The following is a 15,283-nucleotide window of genomic DNA, read 5'->3' as shown; positions in this document are numbered from 1 at the left end:
TGTTACGTGACTGTGAAGCATCCTGCTTCAACCCCCGGCCTGGAAGCGCGGTTTTTCCAGTGCGATAAAAAGTGACGAGCTAGCCTGCCGCCAGGCTGGCGGCCAGATTCTGCGCGCATGTCATGGCCAGCCCGGATTCCTCCGCTTCGACCATAAGGCGCAACTTCGGTTCAGTACCGGAAGCGCGAATCAGGACGCGCCCCCTGCCCGCAAGTTCCCCTTCGACCTCGCGGCGGGCGGCCAGCAGCCCCGGGTGGGTGCGCCAGTCCAGCCCCGGCGCGAGCGGAACATTGATCATCTGCTGGGGATACATGCGCAGATCGGCGATCCAGTCGGCCAGCGTGGTGTCGTTGCGGCGCAGGGCCGTCAGCACCTGCAGCGCCGCGATGATGCCGTCGCCAGTGGTGTGGCAGTCCAGGCAGATAAGATGGCCGGAGCTTTCGCCGCCGTAGAGCCAGCCGTGGGCCTGCATCTGTTCCAGGACGTAGCGATCGCCGACGTCGGCACGGTGGAAGCCCACGCCCAGCTCCTGCAGCCGCCGCTCCAGGCCGTAATTGGTCATCAGCGTGCCCACGACGCCCCCCACGGCGCCGCGCTGCATGCGCTCCTTGACGATGGCGTAGAGCAGCTCGTCGCCGTTGTAGATGCGCCCGCTGGCGTCCACCATCTGCAGGCGGTCGGCGTCGCCGTCCAGGGCGATGCCCAGCTGCGCCCCGCGCGACCGCACTTCGGCGGCCAGCGCTTCCGGATAGAGAGCACCGACCCCTTTATTGATATTGAAGCCGTCCGGCTGCACGCCGACCGCATGGACATCGGCGCCCAGTTCGCGGAAGACGTGCGGCGCGATGTGGTACGCCGCGCCGTGGGCGGCGTCCACCACCACGCTCAGGCCGTTCAGGTCCAGGTCGTTGGGAAAGGTGCTCTTGCAGAACTCGATGTAACGCCCGGCCGCGTCATCCAGGCGCCGGGCCCGGCCCAGGCCCTCGGACGCCACGCAGCCCAGGGGCTCGTCCAGGGCGGCCTCGATGGCGGCCTCGGTGTCGTCGGGCAGCTTCATGCCCAGGCTGGAAAAGAACTTGATCCCGTTGTCGTGATAGGGATTGTGCGATGCGCTGATGACTATCCCCGCGGTCTGGCGCAGCACCCGCGTCAGGTAGGCAATGGCGGGCGTGGGCAGCGGCCCGGCCAGCAGCACATCGATGCCGGCGGCGGAGAAGCCCGCCTCCAGCGCGGATTCCAGCATGTATCCTGAAATCCGGGTGTCCTTGCCGATCAGCACCTTGGGGCGGCTGCCGCCGCGCGTGCCGCGCGCCAGGACCTTGCCCGCCGCATAACCCAGCCGCAGCGCGAATTCGGCATTGATGACCGGACCGCCCACTTCACCTCGCACGCCGTCCGTGCCGAAGTATTTGCGTTGACTCATGGATGTCGATTCCTGTGGCGTAGCGCCAGTTACTTGCCGGTTTCCCGGACGGGACTCCGGCTATCGGAAGGGATACCGCCCTGTTCGACGGCCTGCCAGACCTTGAGGGCGTCCACCGTGGCCGCGACGTCGTGCACACGGACGATGGCCGCGCCTCGCGCCACGCACGCCAGCGCGGCGGCGATGCTGCCGGGCAGGCGGTCGCGGACCTCGCGCCCCGTGGCATGGCCGATCATCGATTTGCGCGACACCCCCACCAGCAAAGGGTAGCTGGAGACGCGCAAACTGCCCAGCCGCCTGGCAAGCTGGTAATTCTGGTCTGGAGTTTTGCCGAAACCGAAGCCCGGATCCAGGACAATGCGGCGCGGATCGACCCAGGCGCTGCGCAGCTTCTGCGCACGCGCGCCCAGGAACAAGCCGATCTCGCCCAGCAGGTCGCCGTATTCGGGCTTCTCCTGCATCGTCCGGGGTTCGCCTTTCATGTGCATGACACACAGGCCGCAACGCGAATTCGCCACGGCCTCGATCGCCCCCGGCTGCCGGAACCCGTAGATGTCGTTGATCATATCGGCGCCCGCATCCAGCACGGCCCGCATCACCGCCGGCTTGAAGGTGTCGATGGAAAGCGGTACGCCGCAATCGCGCAGTCCTTCGACCAGGGGCAGCACACGGGCCAGTTCGTCCTGTTCGGACACCGGGGCGGCGCCGGGACGCGTGGACTCGCCGCCGATGTCCAGGATGTGCGCGCCTTCGTCGACGAGCTGGCGGGCATGGCGCAGGGCGGCATCGGTGCTGTCATGCTGGCCGCCGTCCGAGAACGAATCCGGCGTGACATTCACGATGCCCATGACCAACGGGCGCTCGAGATCGAACTCGTAGCGCCCGCAAAGGAAAGTATTCGCCATCTATCGCAGTCGCGAACTAACCTTGGTCAGACCGCCGGCGCGGTGCTGCTGCCGCCGGGCGCCAGGCCGCTGGGCGGGCTGTCGGCGGTGTCGGAGGGCCCTTGAGGGGTCTTGGGCGGGCGCGGCGGGCGTCCGGCGATGATGTCGTCGATCTGGTCCGCATCGATGGTTTCCCATTCCAGCAGGGCCGCCGCCATCGCTTCCACCTTGTCGCGGTTGCCGTCCAGGATCTTGCGCGCCACGTCGTATTGCTCGTCGATGATGCGGCGGATGGAAGCGTCCACCTTCTGCATCGTGGCTTCCGAGACGTGGGTCGTCTTGGTGACGCTGCGTCCCAGGAAGACCTCGCCTTCGTTCTCGGCATACACCATGGGACCCAGTTCCTGGTCCATGCCATAGCGCGTGACGATGTCGCGGGCGATGGCGGTGGCACGCTCGAAGTCGTTCGAAGCGCCGGTCGTCATCTGGTTCATGAACAGCTCTTCGGCGATGCGGCCGCCGAACAGCACGGCGATGGTGCTCAGCAGGCGCTGCTTGTCCATGCTGTAGCGGTCGCTTTCAGGCAGCTGCATGGTGACGCCCAGCGCGCGGCCACGCGGGATGATGGTGACCTTGTGCACCGGATCGGTCTTGGGCAGCATGCGCGCCACGATGGCGTGGCCCGACTCGTGGTACGCGGTGTTCTTGCGTTCTTCTTCCGGCATCACGATGGAGCGGCGTTCCGCGCCCATGATGATCTTGTCCTTGGCCTTTTCGAAGTCCGACATATCCACCGTGCGGCCGTTGCGGCGCGCGGCGAACAGGGCGGCCTCGTTGACGAGGTTGGCCAGGTCGGCGCCGGAGAAGCCGGGCGTGCCGCGCGCCAGGACGGAAGCGTCCACATTGGGCGACAGCGGCACCTTGCGCATGTGCACCTTGAGAATCTGTTCGCGGCCGCGGATGTCGGGCAGCGGCACCACGACCTGGCGGTCGAAGCGGCCCGGACGCAGCAGCGCGGGATCCAGCACGTCGGGACGGTTGGTCGCGGCGATGACGATGACGCCCTGGCCGGACTCGAAGCCGTCCATTTCCACCAGCATCTGGTTCAGCGTTTGTTCGCGTTCGTCATTGCCGCCGCCCAGGCCGGCGCCCCGCTGGCGACCCACGGCGTCGATTTCATCGATGAAGATGATGCACGGCGCATGCTTCTTGGCGTTCTCGAACATGTCGCGCACGCGAGCCGCGCCCACGCCGACGAACATTTCGACGAAGTCGGAACCGGAGATGCTGAAGAAGGGCACCTTGGCCTCGCCCGCGATGGCCTTGGCCAGCAGCGTCTTGCCGGTACCCGGCGAACCCACCATCAGCACGCCGCGCGGGATGCGTCCGCCCAGCTTCTGGAACTTGCTGGGGTCGCGCAGGAAGTCCACCAGTTCCTGCACATCTTCCTTGGCCTCGTCGCAGCCGGCGACATCGGAGAACGTGATCTGGTTGGTGTTCTCGTCCAGCATGCGCGCGCGCGATTTGCCGAAGCTGAATGCGCCGCCGCGCCCGCCGCCCTGCATTTGCCTCATGAAGAATATCCACACGCCGATAAGCAGCAGCATGGGGAACCACGAGACGAAGATATTCATCAGCAGCGACTGCTCTTCGCGCGCCTTGCCGGATACCTGGACGCCGTACTTCAGCAGATCGGAAACCATCCACAGGTCGCCCGGCGAGGTCAGCGTATACGGACGGCCGGCATCCGGCGTCACGTAGAGCATGTCGCCCTGCACGTCGACCTTGCGGATGCGGCCCGCCTTGGCGTCGTCCATGAACTGGGTGTAGCTGACGCCGTCCTGCGATTGGGTGCGTCCGTCGAATTGCTTGAAGACGGTGAACAGCACCAGGGCTATCACCATCCACACCGCAACTTTGGAAAATGAATTATTCAAGGTCGATCTCCTGCTTTCGATTCCGACCGGTGATTGCGGCAGCCTCTGCCATAGGACACAACCACAAGTATGTCAATACCGATTCTACCCCGACGAGGGGCATGCGTGTGGCGTTCCCCGCGGAACGCCGGTTATAGGGGTTTTCGGGGCTTTTGACCGAATACAAATGTAAAAAGCCGGCGGATGAGGCAGGATCGCCACGCCCGGGCCCAGGCCCGCCACGCGGCGGTGAATCCGGAATATCAGCCTGGCTGCTTGAGGTTCCTCGCGACAAGAAAAGTTTCCGACGAATTGGGCCGGGAGGCTTTCGGCTTGCGCTCCACCACCCGCTTGAAGTGCTGCTTGAAAGACTGCACGATCTGGGAAAACCCGCTCCCGTGGAAGGCTTTGACGATCAGCGCGCCATCCGGTTTCAAATGGGCCAGGGCAAACTCCAGGGCCAGATCGCAGACATGCTGGATACGGGCAGCGTCGGCGACCCCCACACCGGACAGGTTGGGGGCCATATCCGAAATCACAAGGTCCACCGCCTGGCCGTCCAGGGTTTTCTCCAGGATCTGCAGCACGGACTCCTCGCGGAAGTCGCCCTGGATGAATTCCACGCCCGCCACGGGCTCCATGGGCAGGATGTCCAGCGCGACGATGCGTCCGTCCACCACCCCGCCCGGCCCGACCAGGCGTTCGCGCGCGACCTGCGACCAGCTGCCGGGGGCGGAGCCCAGGTCCACCACGACGTCGCCCCGCCGCATCAACTTTTCGGTTTCCAGGATTTCGATCAATTTGAAGGCCGCGCGGGCGCGGTAGCCCTTTTGCTGGGCCATCTTCACATAAGGATCGTTGATGTGCTGGTGCAACCAATCCTTGGAGAATTTATTCTTGGCCATTCCCGTACAATTCCGACATGCCTATATTAGAAATCACATCTCGCGAGCGCAGTGCGTTGCGGTCGGCCGCCCATGCCCTCCGCCCCGTCGTCCTCATTGGCGACAAAGGGCTGTCGGACGCAGTCCTCAAGGAAATCGACGCCAACCTGACCTCGCACGGCCTGATCAAGGTACGCGCGGGCGGCGAGGATCGCGACACCCGCGAGGAAATGCTGGCGTCCATTTGCGATGCCCTGTCCTGCGCGCCCGTCCATCACCTGGGCAAGGTTCTGATCCTGTACCGGCCGCGGCCCGGCATGCCCTTCCCGGCTGCCGGTCCCGCCCCGGCCGCGCAGCCCAAGCGCAAGCCGTCGGAACCCTACACCCCGAAGAAAATGGCGGCTGAAGGTAAAACCCTGGCCAGGCCGGCCCGCGCGCCGCGCAAGACCGCCGCGGACGACGACACCCGGCGTCCGGGCCAGGCGGAACTCAACAAAGCCGGCAAACCGGTCCGTCCCAGCACCCGCAAGGCGGCCGCGCCCGCCCACGGAATCCCGCGCCGCGCGGGCAGCGCCCTCAGCCTGCGCGCCGGCGCCCGCGGCGCCGTGAAGCGCCCCGCGGCACGGGTCGCCCGCAAGACCGCCAAGCGGTAGATCGTCGGGGCGCCGCCGCGCCGGGCGCCGGTGCGCCGGGCGCCACCGCGCCGGGCGAAACGGCGCCGCCCGTGGCCTGCGGGACCGCGGGCACCGGCTGCTCACAGGTACCGTACGCTGATCACCTCGTATTCGCGCACGCCCGACGGCGCCTGTACCTCGACGACGTCGCCCTCGGTTTTGCCGATCAGGGCACGCGCCACGGGGCTGGAAACCGAAATCTTGTTCGCGCGGATGTCGGCCTCGACGTCGCCGACGATCTGGTAGACCACCCGCTCGCCCGAATCCAGATCCTCGATTTCGACGGTCGCGCCGAAAACCGCGCGGCCATCGGCGTCGAGTTCCACCGGATTGATGACATGGGCGTTGGACAGGGTGGCCTCCAGCTCGGCGATGCGCGCCTCGATGAAACCCTGCCGTTCGCGCGCCGCATCGTACTCGGCGTTTTCGGACAGGTCGCCCTGTGCGCGGGCCTCCGCGATGGCACTGATCACGGCGGGCCGCTCAACGGTCTTGAGACGGTGCAGTTCGTGTCGCAGGCGCTCGGCGCCGTCGACCGTCAACGGAATGGCTGACATATCGCAATCTCTAATAAAAGTGGAAAACGCCCCGCCGGGGCGTTTCGGTAACAGTCAAAGCAGGCGGCTTCATGCCGGCCGGTAGCGCCCGGAACAGGGGCGGTGTATTCGCGTACGGCGGCAGGAAAAACACGGTACGGGGCGGCGCCCCATTGCCCTCTTGGAAGGCTGGCCTGCCGGATCTCCTCGCCATGCCCGCTCTTTCCAGCCGGCGTCCACGCCGGCGGCGGCAAGCTTCGACCAAAACAAAACCCCGGCTCGGAAACCGGGGCGATCAAGTGACATTGTGGGCAAAGTCAGACCGAATTGCAAGCCAGGGGGTGGCCTAGGTGTGAACATTCAATAGGTTGTATCCATGGTTCATCCGAACCGGATTTGAGAAACCGGAAATCGCCAAACCCCCAGTTCACTCAAGGACTCCAGCCGGATGAACACTCATAAGCATGCCCGATTGGCCTTTCTATGTCGACTCCAGATGGTTCAGCAGCTCACTGCCAAGCAAGTCAGCGTTTCTCAGGCAGCGCATGTCTATGGGGTGACTACGCCGACGGTACGTAAGTGGCTAGGGCGGTTCCTGGCGCTTGGCCAGGCGGGACTGGCCGATGCATCGTCGCGGCCTACTGTCTCGCCCAGGGCAATTGCACCGGCCAAGGCGTTGGCGATCATCGAGCTGCGTCGCAAACGTCTGACCCAGGCCCGTATCGCCCAGGCGCTGGGCGTGTCGGCCAGCACGGTTAGTCGGGTGCTCGCTGGCGCGGGGCTGTCGCACCTGTCCGATCTGGAGCCTGCCGAACCCGTGGTTCGCTATGAGCACGATGCGCCTGGCGAGCTTTTGCATATCGATATCAAAAAGCTTGGACGTATCGTGCGGCCCAGCCATCGGGTCACAGGCGATCGACGCGACAAGGTCGACGGCGCCGGCTGGGATTTCGTCTTTGTAGCCATTGGCGGGGGGCATCCCGGCCATGCGCCGGCCGCAGCCCCCTGGGCCGGCTGCACGGCCCAGCCTATGTGGGCGAACCCGGCGATCAAAGGCGCCAATCCCCGGGGTCTTCGGCTGCTGGCGCCATGCCGGCGCGGCCCGCCCGGCCGTTACGATCATCCGGCCACACGCCTCAGGGGCCGCAACAAGGCATAGAGGATGATCGCGCCAAAAGTCGCGGTACCGATACCGCCCAGCGCGAATCCGCCGAGCCGCACCGTGAAATCCCCGGCCCCGAGGACCAGCGTGACGGCCGCGACGATCAGGTTGCGGTTGTCGCTGAAATCCACCTTGTTGACCACCCAGATACGGGCGCCGGCCACCGCGATCAGGCCGAAGACGACCACCGACATGCCGCCCAGCACGGGACCCGGGATGGTCTGGATGAGCGCGCCGAACTTGGGGGAAAAACCCAGCAGGATGGCGATCAGGGCGGCCACCGCGAAAACAACGGTGGAGTAGATGCGCGTAACCGCCATCACGCCGATATTCTCGGCGTACGTCGTCACGCCCGTGCCGCCCACGGCGCCAGACACCATGGTCGCCACGCCGTCGCCGACGAAGGCGCGTCCCAGGTAGCGGTCCATATCGCGGCCGGTCATGGCGCTGACGGCCTTGATATGTCCCAGGTTCTCCGCCACCAGGATGACCGCCACCGGCACCAGCAGCCCCATGGCGGAAAGCTGGAAAACCGGCGCGGCGAAATGCGGCAGCCCCAGCCATGCCGCCTGCGCCACGCCGGAGAAGTCCATGGGCTTGCCCAGGCCCAGCCCATTGGCGCAGACCGCGTAAATGACGCAGGCCAGGACCAGTCCGGCCAGGATCAACAGCCGCTGCAACATGCCGCGGGTATAGACCGCGATCCCGCCCACGCACAGAACGGTGACGATGGCCATGGCGGCATCGAAGCCGGATGCGCCCATGGCACCCTTGGCGGCAACCGGCGCCAGGTTCAGGCCGATGACCGCGACCACGGCGCCCGTTACCACCGGGGGCATCAGCGCCTCGATCCAGCGGGCCCCGCCGCCGGCCCCGGCGCTGGCGGCCCACACCAGTATCCCTATCAGGGTGTAGGCCAGGCCGCACAGGATAATGCCGCCGAGGGCGACGCCGATATTGGGATTGGGGCCGGCACCCGTGTATCCCGTGACCGCGATGACCCCGCCGATGAAGGCAAAGCTGGAGCCCAGGTAACTGGGCACGCGGCCGCCCACGAACAGGAAGAAAATCAGCGAGCCGACGCCGGACATCAGGATGGCGACGTTGGGGTCGAAGCCCATCAGCAAGGGCGCGAGTACCGTGGACCCGAACATCGCGACCACATGCTGCAGCCCCATGGCGACGGTTTTGGGCCAAGGCAGGCGCTCATCGGGCGCCATGACGGCGTCGGACGGGATTTCGCGCACCAGGCGCCAACGCGGAAAATACGAACCGGACATGCCTTCCCCTCGCTTGTGTATTAAGGCGGCCGCAAGTTTATCGGGGCTCAAGTTTTTGCGGTAGCGTGCCGTTACTCATCCATGGCGGCCCCGGCCCCGTTTCGACGCCGGCGCGCCAGGGTATCCGGCGCCCCGCGGCGCCGACACATCAGGGAAAAAGGCATGACGATCTCGGTGATTTCCTCCACGCTCGGCTCGGCTTACGCGTCGACGCTGCTCGGCCCCCGATCCGTCCAGAACAATACGGCCGCGCAAGACGGCGACGCGGCCACCAAGGCGGGCGATGCGTCCCAGGCCGGCAGCGGCGCGGCGTCCTCGGCCGGCGGCGACGCCAAAAGCCGGAATTTCTCCGCCCGGGCGGCGGCCGGCGGCCAGGCGTCGTCCACCGACACCGAAGGCGGCGATGCCACCACCCAGACGATCAAGCAGCTGCAACGGCAGCTGAAGCAGGTGCTGTTGCAGATCCAGCGGCTGCAGGCCAGCCGCATACCGGACGAGCAGAAGGCGCCGCAGCTGCAGGCGCTGAACGCGGAGGCGGCCACCCTGCAGGCACAGATCGCGACGCTGATCGCCAAGCAGGCGCAAGAAGCCAAGGGCGGCGTCACCGCCTGAGGGCGCGCACAGCGGCCGGCCGGGCCGCGTACCGCGCCGCCGCCCCTTGACCTGGACGATGCGTGGGCCCGCCGGACGGTACGGGCCAGGGCCGATGGGCCGGTCATTCGGCCTCGTGCCCATCCACGACGCCATACCCGGGACGGCAACGCCATTGCCGGGTTTTGTGGATACTATCGAGGTTTGCCCGCGGCGCCCGCATGCCAGGCGCCGGGCCATCCTTTTCCCCAATGTCATGACAGAAATCTGGCTGATCCGCCACGGTGAGACCGACTGGAACCGTGCCCGCCGCCTGCAAGGCTGGCAGGACACGCCCTTGAACGCGCACGGCCGCAACCAGGCGCAACGCCTGGCAGAACGCCTGCACCACGAGGCGCGCAACGGCCCTTTCGACGCGCTGTACAGCAGCGACCTGCAACGCACGCTGCAAACCGCCGAGCCCGCCGCGGCGCGCCTGGAACTGCGGGTGCGGCCCGTACCCGGACTGCGCGAACGCTGCTATGGCGTGTTGGAAGGCGTCACGATGGACCGGCTGGACATCGAGCAGCCGCAGGCCGCTGCCGCATGGAAAAGCCGTGAACCGGACCGCATCCTGGATGGCGGCGAAACCCTGCGCCAGTTCCACAATCGCATCGTCGCCACCATCGACGACATCGCCCAGCGCCATCAGGACGAGCGCGTGCTGGTCTTCACGCACGGCGGCGTGCTGGATATCGTCTGGCGCCATGCCCATGGCATTCCGCTGACGCGCCCCCGCGATGCCGCGCTGCTGAATGCGGGCGTGAACCGCGTGGCCATCGAGAACCGCCGCTGGCAGGTCATGGGCTGGGGCGACGTCGCGCACATCGCCACGCTGGCAAAGGACGACGTCGTCTAGGCGCCGCGGGCGCTAGCCCTGGCGCGGTTTGCGCGGCGCGTTGCGCGCCAGCCTGTCGTACAAGGCATTGGGCAGCAGGCGCATCATCCGGGCCACCAGGCCCATCTGCCAGGGAATCACCGTATAACGCCGCCCACGCGCGATAGCCGCGGCCGCGCGCGCCGCGAAGGCATCGGCGTCCATCAGGAAAGGCATGCGGTACGGGTTGTCCGCCGTCATGGCGGTACGGATATAGCCCGGCGCGATGGTGACCACCCGGATGCCGTCGCGCGCCAACTCCGTGCGCAGGCTTTCGCAATAGACCGTGACGGCCGCCTTGGAAGCGCTGTAGGCGCCCGCCCCGGGCAGCCCGCGCACCCCCGCCACGCTGGAAATACCCACCAGGCGGCCCGTGCCCGCGCGGCGCATGGCGGCGATGAAGGGCTCGAACGTGGCCACGGTTGCCAGCAGGTTGGTCTGGACGATGGACTGGAAGACCTCGAAATCGCGCGTCTCTTCCGTAAGCGTGCCGGCGCTGATTCCGGCGCTGGCGATCACGCCGTCGACCATGCCGCCGCTGCGCGAGAGGAAATCGGCGGCCGCGGCGTGCAGGGCCGCCCGGTCGCGCACATCGAGCGCATACCAGGCGTGGGCGCCCGGCAGCGTCGCCGCCAGCTCCCGCAAGGCGTCCTCGCGGCGGCCGACCAGGCCGACGGTAGCGCCCTGCGACGCATAATGCCGCGCGAGCGCGCGGCCCAGACCGCTGCTGGCCCCGGTGATGAAGACATGCCTCATGCCGGCGGCGCCCCGGGACTCAAGGCCAGAAGATCCAGGCCAGGATGGCCAGTACGATGCCCCACTTCATGACGTAGTAGGCCGTCTTGTTCTTCTTCTTGATCTTCTTGCCGAAGCGGCGCACGGCGTAGACCGAACCGAAAATCCGGTTGATGCCGCCGGTGCGGTCGCCTTCCTGGTTGGGAGAGGTGGCCGCGCGCAACAGGACGCTGCCGATGAAATGGTTGACCGCCTGCGCCCAGCGATAGCGCATGGGGCGCTCGATGTCGGCGAACAGGATGATGCGGTTGATATCGGTCTTGTTCTCGGCGTAGTGGATGAAGGTTTCATCGAACACCACGGCCTCGCCGTCACGCCAGTAATACGTCTGGCCATCGACGTCGATATAGCAATCGGCGTCGTTGGGCGTGATCAGGCCCATGTGGAAACGCAGCGACCCCGCATACGGGTCGCGATGACGCGGCAGCCGGCTGCCGGGCGGCAGCGCGGTGAACATCGCGCCCTTGATGGACGGAATATCCGCCAGCAGGCTGGTCGTCACCGGGCACAGGGCCCGCGCGGAGGGATGGTCGGTGTCGTACCACTTCAGGTAGAAACGCTTCCAGCCACTCTTGAAGAAAGAATTGAAGCCCGCGTCGTTGTAGGTGTTGGACACCTTGATATGCCCGGCCGAAAACAGCGCCTCGGCTTCGGCGCGGATATCCTGCCAGCGCTGCTGCAGGATCTTGAGCTCGGGAAATTCGGACAGCGCCAGATAGGGCTGGTTGGGTACGCGCGAAAACGCGTACATGAAGACATTGATCGGCGCCGTGAAAGTGGAGTGATCGAGAACCTGGCGGGAAAAGCGATGCCGTACCCTGCCGCGATAATGCACCACCATCGCGCAGACGATGAACAGCGCGAGTATCCACCATTTCATTTCGACCTCCAGCGCGTGGCGCTGCCTTACTTGACCTGACGGCCGACCTGGCTAAGGCATCCGGGCCGTGTATGGGCGGCCCGTGTGCATCACGCAGCCGGCACCAGCGACGCATGCAATGTCTGCAGAGGATACACCTGCAAGCCATGCCCTTGCCGCAAATACTGCATCCCTTCCACGGCCGCGCGCGCGCCGGCGATCGTGGTGTAGAAGGTGACCCGCGCCGCCAGCGACTGCGTGCGGATCGCCCGCGAGTCGGCGATGGCGTTGCGGCGTTCTTCCACCGTGTTGATCACCAGGGACACTTCGCCGTTTTTCAGCATATCGACGATGTGCGGGCGCCCTTCCGTGACCTTGTTCACCACCTGGACCGGAATACCGGCGGCGTCGATCTCGGCGGCGGTACCGCGCGTGGCGACCAGCTTGAAGCCCAGCGCATGCAGGCCGCGGGCGACTTCCACCGCGCGCGGCTTGTCCTGCGGCTTGACGCTGATGAAGGCCGTGCCGCTGTCCGGCAGGCGGATGCCCGCCGCCATCTGCGACTTGACGAAGGCTTCGCCGAAGCTGGCGCCCACGCCCATGACTTCACCGGTCGACTTCATTTCCGGACCGAGGATAGTATCCACGCCCGGGAACTTGACGAAGGGGAAGACGGCTTCCTTGACGGAGAAGTAGCTGGGCACGATCTCGCGGGTCACGCCTTGCGAGGCCAGCGTCTTGCCCGCCATGGCGCGCGCCGCGATCTTGGCCAGTTGCAGGCCGGTGGCCTTGGATACGTAGGGCACCGTGCGCGAGGCGCGCGGATTGACTTCCAGGACGTAGACGTCGCCGTCCTGGATGGCGAACTGGACGTTCATCAGGCCGGAGACGTTCAGCGCCTTGGCCATCATGGTGGTCTGCCGCTTGATTTCCGCGATGATGTCCTCGGACAGCGAATACGGCGGCAGGCTGCAGGCGGAATCGCCGGAGTGCACGCCGGCCTGTTCGATATGTTCCATGACGCCGCCGATAAAGACGGTTTCGCCATCGGCCAGGCAATCGACGTCCACCTCGGTGGCGTTGTTCAGGAAGCGGTCCAGCAGCACCGGGGAATCGTTGCTGACCTTGACGGCTTCGCGCATGTAGCGTTCCAGGTCCTGCTGTTCGTGCACGATTTCCATGGCGCGGCCGCCCAGCACGTAGCTGGGGCGCACCACCAGGGGATAGCCGATCTCGGACGCATGGGCCAGGGCCTCGGCTTCCGTGCGCGCGGTGCGGTTGGGCGGCTGGCGCAGGCCCAGCTTGTTCAGCAGCTTCTGGAAGCGTTCGCGGTCTTCGGCGACGTCGATGGATTCAGGGCTGGTGCCGATGATGGGCACGCCGTTGGCTTCCAGCGCGCGGGCGAGCTTCAGCGGCGTCTGCCCGCCGTACTGCACGATCATGCCCACGGGATTTTCCTTGTGGACGATCTCCAGCACGTCTTCCAGCGTCAGGGGCTCGAAGTACAACCGGTCCGAGGTGTCATAGTCGGTGGACACCGTCTCGGGGTTGCAGTTGACCATGATGGTCTCGTAGCCGTCCTCGCGCAGGGCCAGGGCGGCATGCACGCAGCAGTAGTCGAACTCGATGCCCTGCCCGATGCGGTTGGGGCCGCCGCCCAGCACGATGATCTTCTTGCGGTCGGTGGGCGCGGCCTCGCATTCCTCTTCGTACGTGGAATACATGTAGGCGGTCCGCGTGGCGAATTCCGCCGCGCAGGTATCCACGCGCTTGTAGACCGGGCGCACGTTCAACTGGTGGCGCAGGCGCCGCACTTCCGCTTCCGAGGTATCCAGCAGGAAGGCCAGCCGGCGGTCGGAAAAGCCGCGGCGCTTCAGGTGCCACAGGGTGTCGTAGTCCAGCTCGGCCAGGGTCTTTTGCTCCAGGGCCAGCTCGATGTCGACGATTTCCTTGATCTGCGCCAGGAACCACGGGTCGATGTGCGTCAGGTTGTGCACCTCTTCCAGCGTGAAGCCCTGGGCGAAGGCGTCGCCCACGTACCAGATCCGCTCGGGACCGGGCTCGCCCAGTTCGACCTGCAGCTTTTCGCGGTCGGTGGTCTTCTGGTTCAAGCCGTCCACGCCCACTTCCAGGCCGCGCAGGGCCTTCTGGAAGGACTCCTGGAAGGTGCGGCCGATGGCCATGACCTCGCCCACGGATTTCATCTGCGTGGTCAGGCGCGCGTCGGCGGCGGGGAATTTCTCGAAGGCAAAGCGCGGCACCTTGGTGACCACGTAATCGATGGTCGGCTCGAAGGACGCCGGCGTGGCGCCGCCGGTGATTTCGTTGCGCAGTTCGTCCAGCGTATAGCCGACGGCCAGGCGCGCCGCCACCTTGGCGATGGGGAAACCGGTGGCCTTGGACGCCAGCGCCGACGAACGCGACACGCGCGGGTTCATCTCGATGACGATCATGCGGCCATTGGCGGGATTCACGGCGAACTGCACGTTGGAGCCGCCGGTATCGACGCCGATCTCGCGCAGCACCGCGATGGAGGCGTCGCGCATGATCTGGTATTCCTTGTCGGTCAGCGTCTGGGCCGGCGCGACAGTGATGGAATCCCCGGTATGCACGCCCATCGGATCCAGGTTCTCGATGGAGCAGACGATGATGCAGTTGTCGGCGCTGTCGCGCACGACTTCCATCTCGAATTCCTTCCAGCCCAGCAGCGATTCCTCGATCAGCAGCTCGCTGGTGGGCGAGGCTTCCAGGCCGCGGCGGCAGATGGTTTCGAATTCCTCGGCGTTGTACGCGATGCCGCCGCCGGTGCCGCCCAGCGTGAAGCTGGGCCGGATCACGGCGGGGAATCCCGACGTGCCCAGTTCGGACGCGATGCGCTTCTGCACTTCCCAGGCCTCGTCCATGGAATGGGCGACGCCGGACTTGGCGGATTCCAGGCCGATGTCGGTCATGGCCTGCTTGAACTTCTGGCGATCCTCGGCCTTTTCGATGGCCTGCTCGTTGGCGCCGATCAGTTCGACCTTGTAGCGTTCCAGCACGCCGTTGTGGGCCAGGTCCAGCGCGCAGTTCAGCGCGGTCTGGCCGCCCATGGTGGGCAGCAGCGCATCGGGCCGTTCACGCTCGATGATTTTCTCGACGGCCTGCCAGGTGATGGGTTCGATGTAGGTGACGTCCGCCGTTTCCGGGTCCGTCATGATGGTGGCGGGATTGCTGTTGACCAGGATGGTGCGATAGCCCTCGGCCTTCAGTGCCTTGCAGGCCTGCGCCCCGGAGTAATCGAACTCGCAGGCCTGGCCGATGATGATGGGGCCCGCCCCGATGATCAATATGCTTTTTATGTCTGTACGCTTCGGCATGGTGCAA

At 66.1% G+C, this 15,283-nt stretch carries 12 protein-coding genes and 1 pseudogene; 4 read left to right on the top strand and 9 right to left on the bottom strand.

Annotated features, from left to right (window positions below):
• Positions 1–79: 79 nt before the first annotated feature.
• From glmM to BAU06_RS06235, 4 genes are all read right to left on the bottom strand, one after another.
• Positions 80–1,423, bottom strand: a complete 1,344-nt coding sequence (gene glmM / locus BAU06_RS06250; RefSeq protein WP_066345638.1) for a phosphoglucosamine mutase — start codon at positions 1,421–1,423, stop codon at positions 80–82.
• Positions 1,424–1,452: 29 nt separating this feature from the next.
• On the bottom strand, positions 1,453–2,328 hold the full coding sequence (gene folP / locus BAU06_RS06245; RefSeq protein WP_066345636.1) for a dihydropteroate synthase: 876 nt from the start codon (positions 2,326–2,328) through the stop codon (positions 1,453–1,455).
• A 26-nt stretch (positions 2,329–2,354) separates the two neighbouring features.
• Positions 2,355–4,244, bottom strand: a complete 1,890-nt coding sequence (gene ftsH, locus BAU06_RS06240; RefSeq protein ID WP_066345634.1) for an ATP-dependent zinc metalloprotease FtsH — start codon at positions 4,242–4,244, stop codon at positions 2,355–2,357.
• Positions 4,245–4,486: 242 nt separating this feature from the next.
• Positions 4,487–5,128 carry an RlmE family RNA methyltransferase gene (locus BAU06_RS06235; protein WP_066345632.1) on the bottom strand — a complete coding sequence of 214 codons (642 nt, stop codon included), beginning with the start codon at positions 5,126–5,128 and terminating at the stop codon, positions 4,487–4,489.
• 17 nt (positions 5,129–5,145) lie between these two features.
• On the opposite strand from BAU06_RS06235, the gene BAU06_RS06230 reads away from it, so the two are divergent.
• The gene (locus BAU06_RS06230; RefSeq protein WP_066345631.1) at positions 5,146–5,760 is read left to right on the top strand and encodes a YhbY family RNA-binding protein; all 615 of its coding nucleotides are present in this window, start codon (positions 5,146–5,148) and stop codon (positions 5,758–5,760) included.
• A 101-nt stretch (positions 5,761–5,861) separates the two neighbouring features.
• On the opposite strand, the gene greA is transcribed toward BAU06_RS06230, so the two are convergent.
• On the bottom strand, positions 5,862–6,338 hold the full coding sequence (greA, locus tag BAU06_RS06225) for a transcription elongation factor GreA (RefSeq protein ID WP_066345630.1): 477 nt from the start codon (positions 6,336–6,338) through the stop codon (positions 5,862–5,864).
• Between the two features lie 427 nt (positions 6,339–6,765).
• On the opposite strand from greA, the pseudogene BAU06_RS25985 reads away from it, so the two are divergent.
• Positions 6,766–7,284, top strand: a pseudogene (locus BAU06_RS25985) (leucine zipper domain-containing protein); the annotation flags it as partial.
• 152 nt (positions 7,285–7,436) lie between these two features.
• On the opposite strand, the gene BAU06_RS06215 reads toward BAU06_RS25985, so the two are convergent.
• Positions 7,437–8,759: a solute carrier family 23 protein gene (locus tag BAU06_RS06215; protein ID WP_066345628.1), complete on the bottom strand. Its 1,323-nt coding sequence runs from the start codon at positions 8,757–8,759 to the stop codon at positions 7,437–7,439.
• Between the two features lie 162 nt (positions 8,760–8,921).
• On the opposite strand from BAU06_RS06215, the gene BAU06_RS06210 reads away from it, so the two are divergent.
• Both BAU06_RS06210 and BAU06_RS06205 read left to right on the top strand, forming a co-directional pair.
• The gene (locus tag BAU06_RS06210; protein WP_082993535.1) at positions 8,922–9,371 is read left to right on the top strand and encodes a FlxA-like family protein; all 450 of its coding nucleotides are present in this window, start codon (positions 8,922–8,924) and stop codon (positions 9,369–9,371) included.
• Between the two features lie 235 nt (positions 9,372–9,606).
• Positions 9,607–10,248, top strand: a complete 642-nt coding sequence (locus BAU06_RS06205; RefSeq protein WP_066345627.1) for a histidine phosphatase family protein — start codon at positions 9,607–9,609, stop codon at positions 10,246–10,248.
• Positions 10,249–10,260: 12 nt separating this feature from the next.
• On the opposite strand, the gene BAU06_RS06200 is transcribed toward BAU06_RS06205, so the two are convergent.
• The 3 genes from BAU06_RS06200 to carB form a co-directional block, all read right to left on the bottom strand.
• Positions 10,261–11,022: an SDR family oxidoreductase gene (locus tag BAU06_RS06200; RefSeq protein WP_066345622.1), complete on the bottom strand. Its 762-nt coding sequence runs from the start codon at positions 11,020–11,022 to the stop codon at positions 10,261–10,263.
• Between the two features lie 19 nt (positions 11,023–11,041).
• Positions 11,042–11,941 carry a lipid A hydroxylase LpxO gene (gene lpxO, locus BAU06_RS06195; RefSeq protein ID WP_066345616.1) on the bottom strand — a complete coding sequence of 300 codons (900 nt, stop codon included), beginning with the start codon at positions 11,939–11,941 and terminating at the stop codon, positions 11,042–11,044.
• An 89-nt stretch (positions 11,942–12,030) separates the two neighbouring features.
• A complete protein-coding gene (gene carB / locus BAU06_RS06190; protein ID WP_066345614.1) occupies positions 12,031–15,276 on the bottom strand; it encodes a carbamoyl-phosphate synthase large subunit in 3,246 nt (1,081 codons plus the stop codon).
• Between the last annotated feature and the right edge of the window lie 7 nt (positions 15,277–15,283).

The sequence above is a fragment of the Bordetella bronchialis genome, assembly GCF_001676705.1.
GTDB lineage: Bacteria > Pseudomonadota > Gammaproteobacteria > Burkholderiales > Burkholderiaceae_B > Bordetella_C > Bordetella_C bronchialis.
Note: the sequence above shows the minus strand (reverse complement) of the source record. Positions and strands in the feature narration are given on the sequence as shown.

Excerpts from the sequence above, each read along its gene's own strand:
- folP (WP_066345636.1), bottom strand. The coding sequence starts at position 2,328 with ATGGCGAATACTTTCCTTTGCGGGCGCTACGAGTTCGATCTCGAGCGC.
- carB (WP_066345614.1), bottom strand. The coding sequence starts at position 15,276 with ATGCCGAAGCGTACAGACATAAAAAGCATATTGATCATCGGGGCGGGC.
- BAU06_RS06215 (WP_066345628.1), bottom strand. The coding sequence starts at position 8,759 with ATGTCCGGTTCGTATTTTCCGCGTTGGCGCCTGGTGCGCGAAATCCCG.
- BAU06_RS06205 (WP_066345627.1), top strand. The coding sequence starts at position 9,607 with ATGACAGAAATCTGGCTGATCCGCCACGGTGAGACCGACTGGAACCGT.
- BAU06_RS06210 (WP_082993535.1), top strand. The coding sequence starts at position 8,922 with ATGACGATCTCGGTGATTTCCTCCACGCTCGGCTCGGCTTACGCGTCG.
- BAU06_RS06235 (WP_066345632.1), bottom strand. The coding sequence starts at position 5,128 with ATGGCCAAGAATAAATTCTCCAAGGATTGGTTGCACCAGCACATCAAC.
- greA (WP_066345630.1), bottom strand. The coding sequence starts at position 6,338 with ATGTCAGCCATTCCGTTGACGGTCGACGGCGCCGAGCGCCTGCGACAC.
- BAU06_RS06200 (WP_066345622.1), bottom strand. The coding sequence starts at position 11,022 with ATGAGGCATGTCTTCATCACCGGGGCCAGCAGCGGTCTGGGCCGCGCG.
- glmM (WP_066345638.1), bottom strand. The coding sequence starts at position 1,423 with ATGAGTCAACGCAAATACTTCGGCACGGACGGCGTGCGAGGTGAAGTG.
- BAU06_RS06230 (WP_066345631.1), top strand. The coding sequence starts at position 5,146 with ATGCCTATATTAGAAATCACATCTCGCGAGCGCAGTGCGTTGCGGTCG.
- lpxO (WP_066345616.1), bottom strand. The coding sequence starts at position 11,941 with ATGAAATGGTGGATACTCGCGCTGTTCATCGTCTGCGCGATGGTGGTG.